The organism is Streptomyces broussonetiae (assembly GCF_009796285.1).
Taxonomy (GTDB): domain Bacteria; phylum Actinomycetota; class Actinomycetes; order Streptomycetales; family Streptomycetaceae; genus Streptomyces; species Streptomyces broussonetiae.
On record NZ_CP047020.1, the window covers coordinates 2,620,348 to 2,636,538 of the forward strand.

13 protein-coding genes are annotated in these 16,191 nt (G+C 73.1%); 7 read left to right on the forward strand and 6 right to left on the reverse strand.

Going from position 1 to position 16,191, the window contains the following annotated elements; translation table 11 throughout:
- Nucleotides 1-92 precede the first annotated feature (92 nt).
- From cobM to cobC, 6 genes are read left to right on the forward strand one after another with little or no spacing between them, the layout of a single operon-like run.
- A complete protein-coding gene (gene cobM, locus GQF42_RS12105; protein WP_158919639.1) occupies nt 93-947 on the forward strand; it encodes a precorrin-4 C(11)-methyltransferase in 855 nt (284 codons plus the stop codon).
- Nucleotides 944-2,176: a precorrin-6y C5,15-methyltransferase (decarboxylating) subunit CbiE gene (cbiE, locus tag GQF42_RS12110; RefSeq protein ID WP_158919640.1), complete on the forward strand. Its 1,233-nt coding sequence runs from the start codon at nt 944-946 to the stop codon at nt 2,174-2,176. Before cobM ends, cbiE begins: the two co-directional genes overlap by 4 nt.
- Nucleotides 2,173-3,888 (forward strand): precorrin-3B C(17)-methyltransferase, encoded by a 1,716-nt coding sequence (cobJ, locus tag GQF42_RS12115; protein ID WP_158919641.1) that lies wholly within the window; start codon nt 2,173-2,175, stop codon nt 3,886-3,888. Before cbiE ends, cobJ begins: the two co-directional genes overlap by 4 nt.
- Complete coding sequence (locus GQF42_RS12120; RefSeq protein WP_158919642.1) at nt 3,885-4,472, forward strand: precorrin-8X methylmutase; 588 nt, start codon at nt 3,885-3,887, stop codon at nt 4,470-4,472. The genes cobJ and GQF42_RS12120 overlap by 4 nt, the downstream gene beginning before the upstream one ends.
- A complete protein-coding gene (locus GQF42_RS12125) occupies nt 4,469-5,404 on the forward strand; it encodes a sirohydrochlorin chelatase (RefSeq protein WP_158919643.1) in 936 nt (311 codons plus the stop codon). The genes GQF42_RS12120 and GQF42_RS12125 overlap by 4 nt, the downstream gene beginning before the upstream one ends.
- Nucleotides 5,394-6,449 (forward strand): Rv2231c family pyridoxal phosphate-dependent protein CobC, encoded by a 1,056-nt coding sequence (gene cobC / locus GQF42_RS12130; RefSeq protein ID WP_158919644.1) that lies wholly within the window; start codon nt 5,394-5,396, stop codon nt 6,447-6,449. Before GQF42_RS12125 ends, cobC begins: the two co-directional genes overlap by 11 nt.
- A 115-nt stretch (nt 6,450-6,564) precedes the next feature.
- Here the strand turns inward: cobC and GQF42_RS12135 are convergent, their stop codons facing one another.
- From GQF42_RS12135 to GQF42_RS12155, 5 genes are all read right to left on the reverse strand, one after another.
- On the reverse strand, nt 6,565-7,467 hold the full coding sequence (locus GQF42_RS12135) for an SCO1860 family LAETG-anchored protein (RefSeq protein ID WP_158919645.1): 903 nt from the start codon (nt 7,465-7,467) through the stop codon (nt 6,565-6,567).
- Between the two features lie 153 nt (nt 7,468-7,620).
- Nucleotides 7,621-8,712 carry an amidohydrolase family protein gene (locus GQF42_RS12140; protein ID WP_158919646.1) on the reverse strand — a complete coding sequence of 364 codons (1,092 nt, stop codon included), beginning with the start codon at nt 8,710-8,712 and terminating at the stop codon, nt 7,621-7,623.
- A gap of 27 nt (nt 8,713-8,739) precedes the next feature.
- Nucleotides 8,740-9,525 carry an amino acid ABC transporter ATP-binding protein gene (locus GQF42_RS12145; protein ID WP_158919647.1) on the reverse strand — a complete coding sequence of 262 codons (786 nt, stop codon included), beginning with the start codon at nt 9,523-9,525 and terminating at the stop codon, nt 8,740-8,742.
- Nucleotides 9,522-10,355: an amino acid ABC transporter permease gene (locus GQF42_RS12150; protein WP_158919648.1), complete on the reverse strand. Its 834-nt coding sequence runs from the start codon at nt 10,353-10,355 to the stop codon at nt 9,522-9,524. Before GQF42_RS12150 ends, GQF42_RS12145 begins: the two co-directional genes overlap by 4 nt.
- Nucleotides 10,352-11,200 carry a transporter substrate-binding domain-containing protein gene (locus tag GQF42_RS12155; protein WP_158919649.1) on the reverse strand — a complete coding sequence of 283 codons (849 nt, stop codon included), beginning with the start codon at nt 11,198-11,200 and terminating at the stop codon, nt 10,352-10,354. The genes GQF42_RS12150 and GQF42_RS12155 overlap by 4 nt, the downstream gene beginning before the upstream one ends.
- Before the next feature lie 208 nt (nt 11,201-11,408).
- On the opposite strand from GQF42_RS12155, the gene GQF42_RS12160 reads away from it, so the two are divergent.
- A complete protein-coding gene (locus tag GQF42_RS12160; RefSeq protein WP_158919650.1) occupies nt 11,409-12,518 on the forward strand; it encodes a pyridoxal-phosphate-dependent aminotransferase family protein in 1,110 nt (369 codons plus the stop codon).
- A 3-nt stretch (nt 12,519-12,521) separates the two neighbouring features.
- On the opposite strand, the gene GQF42_RS12165 is transcribed toward GQF42_RS12160, so the two are convergent.
- Entirely contained in the window at nt 12,522-15,995 is a 3,474-nt protein-coding gene (locus tag GQF42_RS12165; protein ID WP_158919651.1) for a tetratricopeptide repeat protein, read from the reverse strand.
- Between the last annotated feature and the right edge of the window lie 196 nt (nt 15,996-16,191).

The window sequence follows — 16,191 nt, forward strand, 5'->3', positions numbered from 1 at the left end:
CCTTCGCGCACATCCGGCGCCTCACATATCGCCCCACACTCTGACATTTCACTGCTTCTGCTGTGTGTTTTCCGTACGAGAGGACCTTCCCCATGGCCGATGTCACCATCGATGCCACTGCCAGTGCCGGCGGCGACGCCCCCACCGGCAAGGTGACGTTCGTCGGTGCCGGCCCGGGCGCCGCCGATCTGCTGACGTTCCGGGCCGCGCGCGCGATCGCGGACGCGGACGTGGTGATCTGGGCGGCGAGCCTGGTCCAGGCGGAGATCCTCGAGCACGCGCGCGAGGAGGCCGAGATCCTGGACTCGGCGGCCCTGTCCCTTGAGGACGTCGTCGCCGTCTACCGGCGCGCACACACCGAGGGCCTGAGGGTCGCCCGCATCCACTCCGGCGATCCGGCGCTGTGGGGCGGCACGCAGGAGCAGCTGGACCGGTGTGCGCAGATCGGGATCGCGACCGAGGTCGTCCCGGGTGTGTCGGCGTTCTCGGCCGTGGCCGCACTCGCACGGCGTGAGCTGACCATCCCCGAGGTCGCGCAGTCCGTGATCCTCACCCGGCTGGGCGGCGGCAAGACGCCGATGCCGCCCGGCGAGGAGGTGCGCGAGTTCGCCCGGCACGGTACGACGATGGCGCTCTTCCTCTCCGCCGCCCGCAGCGGCCAGCTGGTGCGCGAGCTGCTGGAGGGCGGCTATCCGACCGACACCCCCGTGGTCGTCGCCTACCAGGCCACCTGGCCGGAGGAGCTGGTCGTGCGGTGCACGATCGACACGCTGGAGGAGACGGTCAAGGAGCACAAGCTCTGGAAGCACACGCTCTTCCTGGTCGGCCCGGCCCTGGACGCGCACGGCACCCGCTCGCACCTGTACCACCCGGGGCACTTCCACGGCTATCGCAAGGCCGACCCGGAGGCCCGGCGGGCCCTGCGCGAGCAGCGGGCGAAGAGTTGATCACGGTCGTCGGCACGGGGACGGGCACGCCGGTCCCCGAGGACGTCGCCGAGGGGGCCGCGCTCGTCGTCGGCGGGCGGCGGCACCTGGACGCCGCACGCCTGCCCGAGGGCGCCGAGCGGGTCGTTCTCGGGCCGCTGGCGCCCGCCCTGGACACGATCGCCGAGTACGTCGGCAAGGAGCTGCCGGTGCTCGTGCTGGCCTCCGGGGACCCCGGCTTCTTCGGGATCGTGCGGGCGCTGGCCGAGCGGTTCGGGCCCGGGCGGCTGGATGTGCGGCCGGGGGTGTCGTCCGTGGCGACGGCGTTCGCGCGGATCGGGCTGCCCTGGGACGACGCGGTCGTGGTCAGCGCGCACGGCCGGGACCTGCGCACGGCCGTGAACGTGTGCCGGGCACGGCCCAAGGTGGCCGTCCTCACCGGCCCGGGCGCCGGACCCGCCGAGCTGGGGGCGGCCCTGAGCGGCGACCGGGTGCTGGTCGTGGCGAGCGCGCTCGGCGATCCGGCGCGCGAGCGTGTGGAGCGGGTGACGCCCGCCGAGGCGGCGGTGCGGGACTGGGGTACGGCGGTGAGCGTGGTGCTGTGCCTGGACGAGAGGCGGGCGCTCGGCGCGCTGCGCACGGTCGCCGCCGTGCCGGAGCAGCCCGCCCGATGGGCGCTGGACGAGGGTGAGTTCGCACACCGGGACTCGATGATCAGCAAGTTCGAGGTGCGGGCGCTGGCGCTGGCCCGGCTGGGTCCGCGCCTGGGCGACCTGGTGTGGGACGTGGGCGCCGGCTCGGGCTCGGTGGCGGTGGAGTGCGCGCGGCTCGGCGCGGCCGTCGTCGCCGTGGAGAAGGCGGCGGACGGTGTGGAGCGCGTCCGGTCCAACGCCCGCGCCCACGGCGTCGACGTGGCGGTGGTGCACGGCTCGGCGCCGGAGGTCCTCGAGGGGCTCGACGACCCCGACGCGGTGTTCGTCGGCGGCGGCGGTGGCGATCTGCCCGCCGTCATCGGCGCCTGCGCGCGGCGGGCGCGGCGGACCGTCGTCGTCGCCATGGCCGCGCTCGACCGGGTACCGGCGGCGCGCGAGGCGCTCACGGCCGCCGGGTTCGGCTGCGACGGGGTGCTGCTCCAGTCCTCGCGACTGGTGCCGCTGCCGGGCGATGTGACCCGGCTGGCGGCGACCAATCCGGTGTTTCTGCTCTGGGGTGTACGAACCCAGGTAATCGACAAGGGAGTTGACGAGTGATCGGCCTCATTTCCGCCACCGCGGCGGGCGCGGTGGCGCGGGACCGGCTGGCCGCGGCGTGGCCGGACCTCACGCGGGTGTACGACGGTCCTGTCGGGGAGGCGGTGCGCGCCGCGTTCGCGGAGTGCGAGCAGCTGGTGTGCTTCCTCGCGACGGGCGCGACCGTACGGCTGCTCGCCCCGCTGCTCGGCGACAAGACGGCCGACCCGGGCGTGGTGTGCGTGGACGAGGGCGGCCGGTACGCGGTGTCGCTGCTCGGCGGGCACGGCGGCGGCGCGAACGAACTCGCCCGCCAGGTCGGCGCGTTGCTGGGTGCGCAGCCCGTGGTGACGACGGCGACGGACTCCGTGGGCCTGCCGGGTCTGGACATGCTGGGGCTGCCGTACGAGGGGTCCGTGGCGATGGTCTCGCGGGCGCTGCTGGACGGCGAACCGGTTGCGCTGGAGGCCGAGTCGGTCTGGCCGCTGCCCCCGCTTCCCACCTCCCCGCAGGGGCCGTACACCATCCGGCTGACGGACCGGGCCGTCGAACCGGGCGAGCGCGAGGTGCTGCTGCGGCCGCCGTCGCTGGTGGTCGGCGTCGGCGCGTCCAAGGGGGCACCGGTGGCGGAGGTCCTCGGGGTGATCGAGGACGCGCTGCAGGAGGCGGGGCTCTCGGCCAAGTCGGTCGCCGAACTGGCCACCGTGGACGCCAAGTCGGACGAGCCGGGCGTCGTGGCCGCGGCCGAGCGGCTCGGGGTCCCCCTGGTGACGTACTCCGCGGAGGACCTGGCCGCCGTCGAGGTGCCGAACCCGTCCGACGCGCCCCTCGCGGCCGTCGGCACGCCGTCGGTGGCGGAGGCCGCCGCGCTGGTCCGGGGCGGTGAACTCGTCGTGCCCAAGCGGAAGGCCGTACGGACCGACGGCCGGCCCGCCATGGCGACCTGTGCCGTCGTACGGCGTCCGGGGCGCGGGCGCCTCGCGGTGGTCGGGCTCGGGCCCGGCGCCCGGGACCTGCTCACGCCGCGCGCCACGGCCGAACTCCGGCGCGCCTCCGTGCTGGTGGGTCTCGACCAGTACGTCGACCAGATCCGCGACCTGCTGCGGCCGGGCACCCGGGTGCTGGAGTCCGGGCTCGGCGCCGAGGAGGAACGGGCCCGCACCGCGGTCGCCGAGGCCCGCAAGGGGCATGCGGTGGCGCTGATCGGCAGCGGGGACGCGGGCGTGTATGCCATGGCCTCCCCGGCGCTCGCCGAGGCCTCGGACGACATCGACGTGGTCGGGGTGCCCGGGGTGACGGCCGCACTCGCCGCCGGGGCGCTCCTGGGCGCGCCGCTCGGCCACGACCATGTCTCCATCAGCCTGTCCGACCTGCACACGCCGTGGGAGGTCATCGAGCGGCGGGTGCGGGCGGCTGCCGAGGCGGACCTCGTCGTCACCTTCTACAACCCGCGTTCGCGGGGCCGCGACTGGCAGCTGCCCAAGGCGCTCGAGATCCTCGCCGGGCACCGGGAGCCGACGACACCCGTCGGTGTCGTGCGGAGCGCGTCCCGGCCGGACGAGTCGAGCCGGGTGACCGCCCTCGGTGCGCTCGACCCGGCGACGGTCGACATGATGACGGTCGTGACGGTGGGCAACACCGCGACCCGCACCGTCGCGGGGCGCATGGTGACCCCGCGCGGCTACCGCTGGCAGGAGAACCCGCGAGAGGGCTCGCAGGAGGAGGCCAAGTGAACCGTGTCGTCCACCCGATCGAGCAGGAGTCCTTCCGGCGGCTGCGCGCCCGCCTGGACACCTCGCACTTCCCTCCGCTGACCCGGGCGGTGGTGGAGCGGGTCATCCACTCCGCCGCCGACCTGGAGTACGCGAGCGACCTCGTGACCGACGAGGACGACCTGGTGAAGGCGCACGCCGCGCTGCACGCCGGGGCGCCGGTCGTCGTGGACGTGGAGATGGTCGCGGCCGGCATCACCCGGCGGAAGACCGTCTGCCGGCTCAAGGACGCCACGTCGGGCCCGGGTCTGACCCGCTCGGCCCACGCGATCCGGCTGGCGTACGAGGAGGTCGGCCCCGGGGCCCTGTGGGTGATCGGCTGTGCGCCGACCGCTCTGGAGGAGCTGCTCACCCTGGACGCCTCCCCCGCGCTCGTCATCGGGCTGCCCGTCGGCTTCGTCGGGGCGGCCGAGTCCAAGGCCGCGTTGCGCGCGAGCGGGCTGCCCGCCGTGAGCAACGTGTCCGAGAAGGGCGGGTCGGCGGTCGCCGCCGCCGCGCTCAACGCCCTGCTGTACCACCCCACTTCATCCGAGGAGAACCAGTGACCACCCCGCCGCCCGCCCTGCTCATCGCCGGTCACGGCACCCGGGACGAAGCCGGAGCCGAGGCGTTCCGGGACTTCGTACGGGAGCTGGGCCGCCGCCACCCCGAACTCCCCGTCGCCGGCGGCTTCATCGAGTTGTCCCCGCCGCCGCTCGGCGAGGCCGTCGCCGAGTTGGTGGAGCAGGGCGTACGACGGTTCGCGGCGGTGCCGCTGATGCTGGTCTCCGCCGGGCACGCCAAGGGCGACATCCCGGCCGCCCTGGCCCGCGAGAAGGAACGGCACCCGGGGATCTCGTACACCTACGGCCGTCCACTGGGCCCGCACCCGGCGCTGCTGGGCGTGCTGGAGCGGCGGCTGGACGAGGCCCTCGGAGGCGGTGCCCGTACGCCCGAGGACCGGGCGGACGTGACCGTGCTGCTGGTCGGGCGCGGGTCCACCGACCCGGACGCCAACGCCGAGGTGCACAAGGCGGCGCGGCTGCTGTGGGAGGGCCGCGGGTACGCCGGTGTGGAGACGGCGTTCGTGTCGCTGGCGGCGCCGGACGTGCCGAGCGGGCTGGACCGGTGCGTGAAGCTGGGGGCGAAGCGGATCGTCGTCCTGCCCTACTTCCTGTTCACCGGGATCCTGCCGGACCGGGTGCGCCGGCAGACCGAGGGCTGGGCGGCCGCGCACCGTGAGGTCGAGGTGCGCTGCGCCGATGTCATCGGGCCCGAGCCGGAGCTGCTGGACCTGGTGATGGAGCGGTACGAGGAGGCGGTCAAGGGCGATCTGCGGATGAACTGCGACTCGTGCGTGTACCGGATCGCGCTGCCGGGCTTCGAGGACAAGGTGGGACTGCCGCAGCAGCCGCACTTCCACCCGGACGACGACGGGCACCACCACGGGCACGGGCACCACCATCACGGGGGGCACACGCACAGCCATGCACACTGAGGACACCGGGCACGATCTGCGCCATCACGGCGACGCCGAGGTCCGTGACGACGGCTCGGCCCTGGTGGACCTCGCCGTCAACGTGCGCGCGGACACTCCCCCGATCTGGCTGCGGGAGCGGATCGCCGCGTCGCTGGGCTCCCTCGCGGCCTACCCGGACGGGCGGGCCGCGCGGGCGGCGGTGGCGGCGCGGCACGGGCTGCCGGTGGAGCGGGTGCTGCTGACGGCCGGGGCGGCGGAGGCGTTCGTGCTGCTGGCACGGGCCCTGAAGGTGCACCGGCCGGTGGTCGTGCATCCGCAGTTCACCGAGCCGGAGGCCGCGCTCCGGGACGCGGGGCACACCGTGGACCGGGTGCTGCTGCGGGCGGCGGACGGATTCCGGCTGGATCCGGCGGCGGTGCCCGAGGACGCCGATCTGGTGGTGATCGGGAACCCGACCAACCCCACGTCGGTACTGCATCCGGCGCGGGACATCGTCCGGCTTGCGCGTCCCGGGCGGACGTTGGTGGTGGACGAGGCGTTCATGGACGCGGTGCCCGGTGAGCGGGAGGCACTGGCGGGCAGGACCGACGTGCCCGGGCTGGTCGTCCTGCGCAGCCTGACCAAGACCTGGGGGCTGGCCGGGCTGCGGATCGGCTACGCGCTGGCCCCTGCGGAGATCGTCGCCGAGCTGGCCCGGGCCCAGCCGCTGTGGCCCGTCTCCACACCGGCGCTGGCCGCCGCGCAGGCGTGCGTGGCGCCACGGGCACTGGCCGAGGCGGGGCACGCGGCACATCGCATCGCCGCGGACCGGGCCCATCTGGTGGCGGGGCTGGCCGACTTCGCCGACCGGGGGGTACGCGTGGCCGGTCCGGCGGAGGGGCCGTTCGTGCTGGTCAGAATGGCAGGGGCGGCCCGGGTACGACACCGGTTGCGCGACCTCGGCTACGCCGTGCGCCGGGGTGACACGTTTCCGGGGCTCGGCGAGGAGTGGGTACGCATCGCCGTGCGGGACCGGGCCACGGTGAACGGGTTCCTGAAGGCGCTGTCGGCTGCCCTTCCGTAGCCGGGGCCCCGCCCCGGACCCCACCTCGCCCGGGCCCGGTGAGACGGCCGGTCGGGAAGGGGGCCGCTCCCGCCCCGGTGAGACGGCCGGGCGGGAGCGGCCCCGGGGCGCGACGTCAGCTCTTGCGGCGCCGGGCCACCGCCACCGCCCCTCCGCCGACGAGCACCAGGGCCAGCGCGCCGCCCGCGATGTACGGGGTGGCCGGGCTGCCGCCGGTCTCCGCGAGCCCGGCCTCGGCTCCCTGGGCCTTCACACCGGCGGCCGGGTCGTGGCTCTGCACCGGGTCGGCGGCGGGCGGGGCCATCGGGGACTCGCAGGTCGCCCCGGCGAGCGTGACCGTGCCCTCGACGTCGGCCACGTTGAGCTTCAACGGATTGACGGAGACCTTGAGTTCGAGGGCGGTGGCGGCGGCCGTACGGGTCGTGGTGCGCCGTTGGGCGAGGTCGAGGCGGACCTCGCCGACGCCGGGCACCTTCACCTCGGTCGTGCCGCCGGCGGTGAGCGTGACGCGCTTGCCGAGGACGGTGACCGCACCGAGGACGTCCGCGGAGGCGACGGGCGCCCTGCCGGCCTCACAGGTGGCCTTGGCGGTGACCGCGTCGGCCTGGATCAGGGACAGCAGGGGCAGGCCGGGGACGTGCAGCCGGGCGTGGGCGAGCCGGACCGAGCCCTCCGCGCGCTGCGCGGTCACCGTGGCTTTCGCCGAGGCGACGTCCGCGCCGAGGACGCTGAACGGCTTGCCGCCGGCCACGCCGTCGAGCCGGGCGGACAGCGCGGTTCTGTCGGCGCTCTGCGGTGCCTGGACCTCGTTGAGGGAGAGCGCGAGCGGGACATCGACGGTCTTGTTGAGCAGGGACACGTCGAGCCCGGTGCGCAGGACGACGGCGGAGGCGCGACCGTGGTCACCGGTCGCGTGCGCGGCGCCCGCGCCCAGGACCGCGGGCGCCGCGGTGAGGGCGGTGACCGTCGCCACGGCGGCCAGACGGCGTGCGGGCATGCGGAAATTGTTGCTGTTCAAGGTGGTGGGACCCCCAGAAGAAACATGCTTGGGACCCGTCAACCTTGTACGCACTACGGGTGAACGGTCGGCATTCCCCGGTTACTTCACTCAATCGGGCAGTTTCAGCACGCCTCTTCGAATCGTGAAGCACATGCGTTCCCCCTGCCTCCCCTACTCCACGACCTTGCCGTTCAGCACCACCCTGCGCGGCGCCGCCAGCACCCGTACGTCCGCGCGCGGATCGTCCTCGTACACCACCAGGTCGGCCGGTGCGCCCTCATCCAGCCCGGGCCGGCCGAGCCAGGCGCGGGCGCCCCAGGTGGTCGCGGACAGGGCGGTCACGGGCGGGATGCCGGCGGTGACCAGCTCGGCGACCTCGGCGCCGACCAGTCCGTGGGCCAGTGAGCCGCCGGCGTCCGTGCCGACGTAGACCGGGATCCCGGCGTCGTAGGCGCCGCGCACGGTGTCGTAGCGGCGTTCGTGCAGCCGGCGCATGTGCGCGGACCAGCGCGGGAACTTGCTCTCGCCGCCGTCCGCGAGCTGCGGGAAGGTGGCGATGTTGACGAGGGTGGGGACGATGGCGACGCCCCGCTCGGCGAAGAGCGGGATCAGGTCGTCGGTGAGGCCCGTGGCGTGCTCGATGCAGTCGATGCCGGCCTCGACCAGGTCGCGCAGCGAATCCGTCGCGAAACAGTGCGCGGTGACCCGGGCGCCGAGCCGGTGCGCCTCGGCGATGGCGGCCTGGACCGCGTCGCGCGGCCAGCAGGCGGACAGGTCGCCGAGGTCGCGGTCGATCCAGTCGCCGACGAGTTTGACCCAGCCGTCGCCGCGCCGGACTTCCTGGGCGACGTAGGCGACCAGGTCCTCCGGTTCGATCTCCCACGCGTAGTTGCGGATGTAGCGGCGGGTGCGGGCGATGTGCCGGCCGGCCCGGATGATCTTCGGCAGGTCGGCGCGGTCGTCGATCCAGCGGGTGTCGGAGGGCGAGCCGGCATCCCTGAGCAGCAGGGCGCCCGCCTCCCGGTCGATGCGCGCCTGCTTCTCGGCGGTGTCCGCGTCGACCGGGCCGTGCGCGTCGAGGCCCACATGGCAGTGCGCGTCGACCAGGCCGGGCAGCGCCCAGCCCTCGACGGTGGTGACGTCCCGGGCGCCGGCGGGGCGGTCGTAGGAGACCCTTCCCCCGACCACCCACAGCTCGTCGCGGACGTCCTCGGGTCCGACGAGGACCCGCCCCTTCACGTGCAGCACGGCGCCATCGCTCATGTACTGCACCTTAATGAGCCACTGCCCTCAGCCGCCCACCTGGTCGGAGGTCTCCTCCTCCACCTCGGCCATCGCCGGGTCGAGCAGCCGGGACAGGAAGTGGCGGGTGCGCTCGTGCTGCGGGTTGCCGATGACCTGCTCGGGTCTGCCGTCCTCGACGATCACACCGCCGTCCATGAAGACGACCCGGTCGGCGACCTCACGGGCGAAGGTCATCTCGTGGGTGACGACCATCATGGTCATGCCCTCCTCGGCGAGCCTGCGCATCACCGCGAGGACGTCCCCGACCAGCTCGGGGTCGAGCGCGGAGGTCGGCTCGTCGAAGAGCATCACCTCGGGGCCCATGGCGAGGGCGCGGGCGATGGCGACCCGCTGCTGCTGGCCGCCGGAGAGCGAGGAGGGGTAGGCGTCCGCCTTCTCGGCGAGGCCGACGCGGGCCAGGTTCTCGGCGGCGATCCGGGCGGCCTCCGCCCTGTTCCGCCCGAGGACCCTGCGCTGCGGCAGCGTGAGGTTCTCGGTGACGCTGAGGTGCGGGAAGAGGTTGAACTGCTGGAAGACCATGCCGATACGGCGGCGTACGGCGTCGATGTCGACGTCCGGGTCGGTGATCTCGGTGCCGCCGACGAAGACCTGGCCCTTGGTGGGCTCCTCGAGCAGGTTCACGCAGCGCAGCAGCGTGGACTTGCCGGAGCCGGAGGGTCCGATGACACAGACGACCTCGCCGTGGTTGATCTCCAGGTCGATGCCCTTGAGCACCTGGTTGTCACCGAAGGACTTGTGCAGGTCCCGTACCTGAATCTCCGGGCGGCTCACCGGATCGCCTCCTGCTGCTTGGATTCCATACGGCGCACGACATAGCTGAGCGGGATGGTCACCAGCAGGTAGCACAGACCCGCGACCAGGATCGGTGTGGAGTTGGCGGTCGTACTGGCGAGGTCACGGCCGAACTTGGACAGTTCCCGCTCCTCCAGGGTGACGCCGAGGAACAGCACCAGCGAGGAGTCCTTGAAGAGCAGGACGAGTTCGTTGGTGAGCGGCGGCAGGATGATCCGGAAGGCCTGCGGGACGATGATGGAGATCATGGCCTTCGCGGGCGAGAAGCCGAGCGAACGGGCCGCCTCCATCTGCCCCTTGGGCACGGCCTGGATGCCGGCGCGGATGGTCTCGGCCATGTAGGCGGCCGAGACCAGGCCGAGCGCGAGGGCGACCTTGCCGTAGGTGCCACCGGGGATCTCCGTGCCGGGGAAGGCGAGCGGGACGGCCACACCGACGAAGATGAAGATCAGCAGCGCGGGCAGTCCGCGGAAGATCTCGATGTAGATGCCCGCCAGCCAGCGGTACGGCCCCACGGAGGACAGCCGCATCAGCGCGATGACCATGCCGAGGACGAGTCCGACCACGAAACCGGACAGCGTGTAGAGCACGGTGTTCTTCAGCGCCAGCGTGATGACGTCCGGGAACATCTGCCGGGCGATGCCGCCCTGGGCGAACTGGTTCTGCAGCCGGCCCCAGTCCGCCGAGACCGCGAACGCGATCACGGCGGCGACGAAGACGACGTACTGCACACCTCGGGACAGCCGACGCCGCTGACGCCTCGTCAGTCCCTTTTTTCTTGGCTTGAGTTGCGTGTCCGTGTCGGTCATGAGGCGGCGGGAGAGGCCACGGAGGCGTTGTACGGGCCGATCCACTGCTCGTAGATCTTCTTGTAGGTGCCGTCGGCCTTGGCGTCCTTGAGGGCCTTGTTGATGGCGTCGAGCAGGGGCTTGTTGCCCTTCTTCACCGTGAAGCCGTACTGCTCGCCGGTCTTGAGGTTGTCGACGACCTTGTACTTTGCGGCGGTGGCCCTGTCCTTCAGCCAGCCCTGGACGACCGGGTAGTCGATGATCACGGCCTGGACCTGGCCGGTGCGCAGTCCGTTGAGGAGGGCGTCGGAGGACTCGAAGGAGATCGGGTCGAAGCCCTTGCCCTTGGCGTAGTCCTCGCCGGTGGTCTGCGCCTGCGTGCCGAGCTTCTTGCCCTTGGCCTTGACGTCGGCGAGGGAGTTGACACCGCTGCTCTTGTCGACCAGGACGGCCTGTGTGGCCTCGAAGTACGGGTCGGAGAAGTCGACGTTCTTCTTGCGCTCGGGCGTGATCGTCATGCCCGCGGCGGCCACGTCGCACTCGCCGGAGTTCAGGAAGGCGCCGGTCTTGAAGTTCTCGAACGGCGTGTCGAGGATCTGCTGCTTGACGCCGAGGTTCTTGGCGACGAGGTCGATCAGCGAGACGTCGAAGCCCTGCACCTTGCCGTTGATCTCCGACTGGAACGGCGGGTACGGCAGGTGGGTGCAGGTGGTCAGCTGACCGGCCTTGGCGATGTGGACGCCCTTGACGGTGGCCCCGCTCCCCCCGCTGCCGTTCGAGGAGCAGCCGGCGATCACGAGCGCCAGTCCGGCGGTCGCGGTGGTGGCAGCCAGGAGGCGGGACCGGCGCCCGAGGAACGTTTTCATGGGGGGTGATCTTCTCTGTGGGGGAACTTTGAGTTCTGATTATAAGGAAGAGTTTGAGTCTCTCAAATCAAACCCATGGTTACGAGGGCGTGCGACTTTAAGATCGGTGGAGTCGACCTCACAAACGACCACCGAACGACCACCGAACGACCACTGCACCACCACCGCACCACCACCCCATGAACCCCTTGGACGAAGAGAGAGCGCCGTGACCCATCCCTTCCTCGACCTGCCCCCGCTGAGTGCCGAGCGCTTCGCCGCCATCGAGGACGGGGTGGCCCGGCTGCTCGGCACCCGGCAGGACGTGCTGATCACCCAGGGTGAGGCGCTGCTGCCGCTGGAGGGCGCGATCCGCGCGGCGGCCGGTCCGGGCACGGTGGCCCTGAACGTGATCACGGGCCCGTACGGCCAGACCTTCGGCAACTGGCTGCGCGCCTGTGGCGCGACCGTGCACGACGTCTCCGTTCCCTTCCACACGGCGGTGACGGCCGAGCAGATCCGGGAGGCGCTTGCCGAGCGTCCCGAGATCGACTTCGTGTCCCTCGTCCACGCCGAGGCGGCGACCGGCAACACCAATCCGGTCGCGGGGATCGGCGAGGTGGTGCGGGCGCACGGCGCGCTGTTCTACCTCGACGCGGTCGCCTCCGTGGCCGCGGAGCCGGTGCTGCCGGACGCATGGGGTGTGGACCTGTGTGTGATCGGGGCGCAGAAGGCGATGGGCGGCCCGGCGGGCGTGTCGGCGATCTCGGTGAGCGAGCGGGCCTGGGCCCGGATGGCCGCCAACCCGAACGCGCCGCGCCGCTCCTACCTGTCCCTGCTGGACTGGAAGGAGCGCTGGACCGACGCGGGCCGCAAGGCCCTCCCGCACGCCCCGGCCCAGCTGGAGATGCTGGCGCTGGAGGCGTGCCTGGAGCGGATCGAGTCGGCGGGGCTGGACACCGTGATGGCCCGGCACCGCGGCGCGGCGCTGGCCACACGGGCGGGTGCGGTGGCGCTGGGCGGCGGGCTGGAGCCGTACGTGTACGAGGAGAACGACGCGGCACCGGTGGCCACGACGCTGCGGGTACCGGCGGGCGTGGTGGCCTCGGAGCTGGTGGCCCGGGCCCTGGCGAGCGATCCGGCGCTGCCGCTGGCGGCGGGCGGGGGTGCGCTGGCCAAGGAGATGATCCGGGTCAACCACTACGGCGCGGACGCCACGCCGGGAGCGGTCCAGGGCTCCCTCGCGGCGCTGGGCGGGGCACTGGCCGAGCAGGGCCTGGACGTGGACCTGGAGGCCGCGCGACGGGCCGTCGCCGAGTCCTGGGCGCAGGACCGGTAGTACTCAGGTGCTGTGCCGGGTGGCCAGGAACTCCCTTACTGCGGCCAGCGGTTGGGCCGCTTCCTCATGGCCTCTGTGCAGGGCCTCGGCCAGCCAGGTCTCGGCCCCCGCCAGTTCCCCACGCCCGGCCAGCAGGGCACCGAGGTTGAAGGCCGCCCGCGGGTGCCCGGCCTCGGCCGCCTTGCGGCACCACAGCTCCGTCTTCTCCTCGTCGCCGCGCTCGGCGAGGCAGGAGGCCCAGCCGAAGGCGGTGTCCGCGTCGGCCTGCTCCTGCGCCCGTTGCCACCAGTACGTGGCCTCGGTGCTGCCGTCGGGCTTGTCGAAGAGCAGCAGGCCGAGCGTGAAGGCGGCTTCGGGGATCTCGTCGGCCAGCTGTCGCAGCAGTCCCTCCGCCTCCTGCGGCCGGCCGGATCCGATGTACTGGTCGGCGAGGAGCAGGGTCGCCTGCCGGTGCCCCTGCTCGGCGGCCTTGCGCCACCAGGTGGCCGCTTCCTCGGCTTCTCCGCGTTCGGAGAGCAGGAGGCCGAGGTTGTGGGCGGAGACGGGAAACTCGGGAGCGGAGACACGCCACCAGCGTTCCGCCTCCTGCGGCATTCCCTGCGCGTAGTAGTGCGATCCGAGGTTGTGGGCTGCGTCGATGCGGCCGCTCTCGGCGGCCCAGCGCAGGATGGCCTCGGTCACCTGCGGTCTGCCCCAGCGCAGGGCCGCGAGGACGAACGTCGTGATCTCTTCCATGTCGTCGGCGTCGTCGAGCAGGTGGAGCAGCAGCGGCCGGGCCTCGGCGGAGCGCCCGGCACAGATCAGAAGGTCGATCAGGTTGAGACAGCCGGTCGTGTCGCCCGCCTGCGCGGCCCGTCGCCACGCGGCCTCCGCTCCTGCCGTGTCGTCCGCGGCCCGCAGCAGTGCTCCGAGGTTGGTCAGGCCCTGGGCGTTGCCGGCTTCGCCCGCGCGCCGGTACCACTCCTCGGCTCCCTCGACATCGCCCTGGTCGGACAGCCACACGGCGAGGTTGAACATGGCTACGTCATGGCCGCTCTCAGCTCCCCTTGCGTACCAGGTGGCGCCCTCGGCCCGCTCGCCCCGTCTGCTGAGGAGGACACCGAGCTCGTTGGCGGCCTCGGCGTTGCCGGCCTCGGCGGCGGCACGCCACCACGCCTCGGCCCGGACGAGATCACCGCGCTCGTCAGCCGCACGGCCCAGTATCTCCGCGGCCCGGTCGTGGCCTCGTTCGGCGGCACGGCGCAGCCACGGCTCGGCCCGGTCGTCACCGCGCAGCCGGAGCAGGTGACCGTGCACGTACATCGCCTCGGTGTCCCCGGCCGTGGCCGCCGCCTGCCACCACGGCTCCGCCTCGGCCTCGTCGCCGCGCACGTGCAGGAGCGTCGCCAGCGTGGCCATGGCCCGGGGGTAGCCGCCCTCCGCGGCGTTGCGCAGGAAGGTCTCGGCCCGTTCGTCGTCGCCTGTGTTCCGGTAGTGCGTGAAGAGGTTGAAGGCGGCCAGGGCCAGCCCGGCCTCTGCCGCGTCCGACCACCACCGCACGGCCTCCTCGTCCGCGCCCCGTATCTTCAGGACGGCGGCGAGATTGACCTGGGCGACCGGGTGTCCGGCCTCGGCCACGGGACGCAGCAGCGCTTCGATCTCGGCCGGATCCCGGTGCTGGAACAGTTGTGAGGACGTGTAGTTGATCACCGCTTCCTCGTCGCCGGACTCGGCGAGGGGGCGCCACGCCAACTCGGCGATCGCCCACCGCTCGCCGAACGAGGCGGCCTGGGCGATGAGCGGACGCGTCGCTTCGTCCGCGTACTTCAGGGCGGTCAGCCACACCGGTTCCGGCACGTTCGGCGCCGCGGGGTCGCGGGCCACCGAGTCGACGAGGTAGTCGAAGGGTCTTTTGGTGCCTTCCTCCTCACCTTCCATCAGCAGACTGGCGACGCCGTAGCGGACCTGGGAAGCCCAGGCGACGGCGTCGGCGAAGGACTCCGGGCGCAGCGCCGCGCCGCCCAGGGCCTTGAGATGGTGGTGGTGCACCTCGTGCAGCAGGGCGACCGGCAGATCACCGATCATGCCCACGCGGGCCAGGTCCACGGCGGCCGCGACGAGTGCGGCGCCTCGCGGATGGCCGCGCCCGGCGGTGGATCGCCCCGCCCTGCGCCACTCGGCCAGGAGTTCCGGTCCGGCTGCCAGGTATTCGGCGATGCCATGGGTGCCATGACGGGCATGGGCCTCGTGCAGGCGGCTGTCGTCGGCCTGCGCCACCCGGGCCAGTTCGGCATCGCTCCACAGCCGTCGTACGACGACCGGTTCCACCATGTTCAGCACGCGCAGCCCGGTCTCGGCCTCCATTCGGCCGTGGCCACCGGCGCCCGAGACGTCGTCGGCAGCCTCCCGCAGGCTGTCGTAGCGCTCGTCGCGCAGCGTCGCCAGGACCACCAGGCGGGCCCTGATCAGCGACGTCAGCAGGGACGGCTCGAGGCCCCCGGCTCGGAGGTAGTGCTCCAGATCGTCGAGCCACAGGACGTGCCGGTCGTACACCGGCTCTCCGGGCGCCCGGCCCAGCGGTCGCAGATCGGCGCCCCAGGGCGGGGCGAGGAGGAGGTGTCCCGGGAGCACCGCCCGCACCGCTTCGAGGGCCGTGCGGGTCTTGCCGGCGGTCGAGTCGCCGGTGAGCAGCACGAACCCGCCCGACTCGGCAGCCGCCCGCAGCTCGGCCCGCACCCGGCCGTCCACATCGCGCAGGACGTAGGGGGGTAGCCCCGAACCGTCACCGTCCGCGGTGCGGGCACGGTGCACGCCCAGGCCGAGGAGGTCGACGTCGGCCACGGGCTCCCAGTCCTGCGCGACTGCACTCAGCGCGGCACCGGCGGTGTTGCTTGCGCCGGTGCCGTAGTGCGCCACGACCCCGCCGGTGGCGACGAGGACATGTCCTTGATCGATGCCGGGCAGGGAAGGCGAGGTGGGGCGGTTCCCGGGCACGCTCGGCTCTGCCGTGGGGCGGGGCGGGCTCGGGGCCGCCGGCCCGTTCGGCGCCGGGTCGCCACCCGCACGCAGGGGCGTCCCGTGTGCGTGCCTGCGCGGCCGGTCCTCGGCGCGGACGTCCACGGTGCCGCCCGCAGCCAGGCCGTCCTGTCCGGCCGCTGCCGGGACCGCGCGGTCGTGCTCGGCCAGTACGGCGCGCAACTCCTCGGCGGCGCGGACCCGCTCGACCGGTTCCAGGCCCTCCAGCAGTGCCTCGACACGGGCCTGCCAGGCCGCCTGCAGACGGCTGCGGACGGACTGCACCTGTGCCGCCGCCACGGATCGCAGTTCGCCGGCGGTCCGGTCCAGCCGTTCGCGCTCCGCCCGCTCGCGCTGTTCGTCACCCCGGGCGGACCAGCGTGCCACCGCCGCCCGCAGCCCGGGCCACGTATCCGTCCCCACCGCCCGCACCACGGCGGCTGCGCCGGTCTCGGCCAGCGCCGTCCACGCCTGCTCCGGCATCGCCGTCCCCCCTGCCCGGGATCCCTGATCCCACCGGCGGACCGCTGTCCCGCCAGCACAGTAGGGCGCGTTCCCCGTCCTGCGCAGCGTTACGGAGAAACACCCGCGGCGGCCGGAGGACGGTGACGTACCCGGCGGAACCGGACGCGGCCCGGGCACCACCCGCGGGCCGTTGTCGTACCCGCGTGCCATGCTG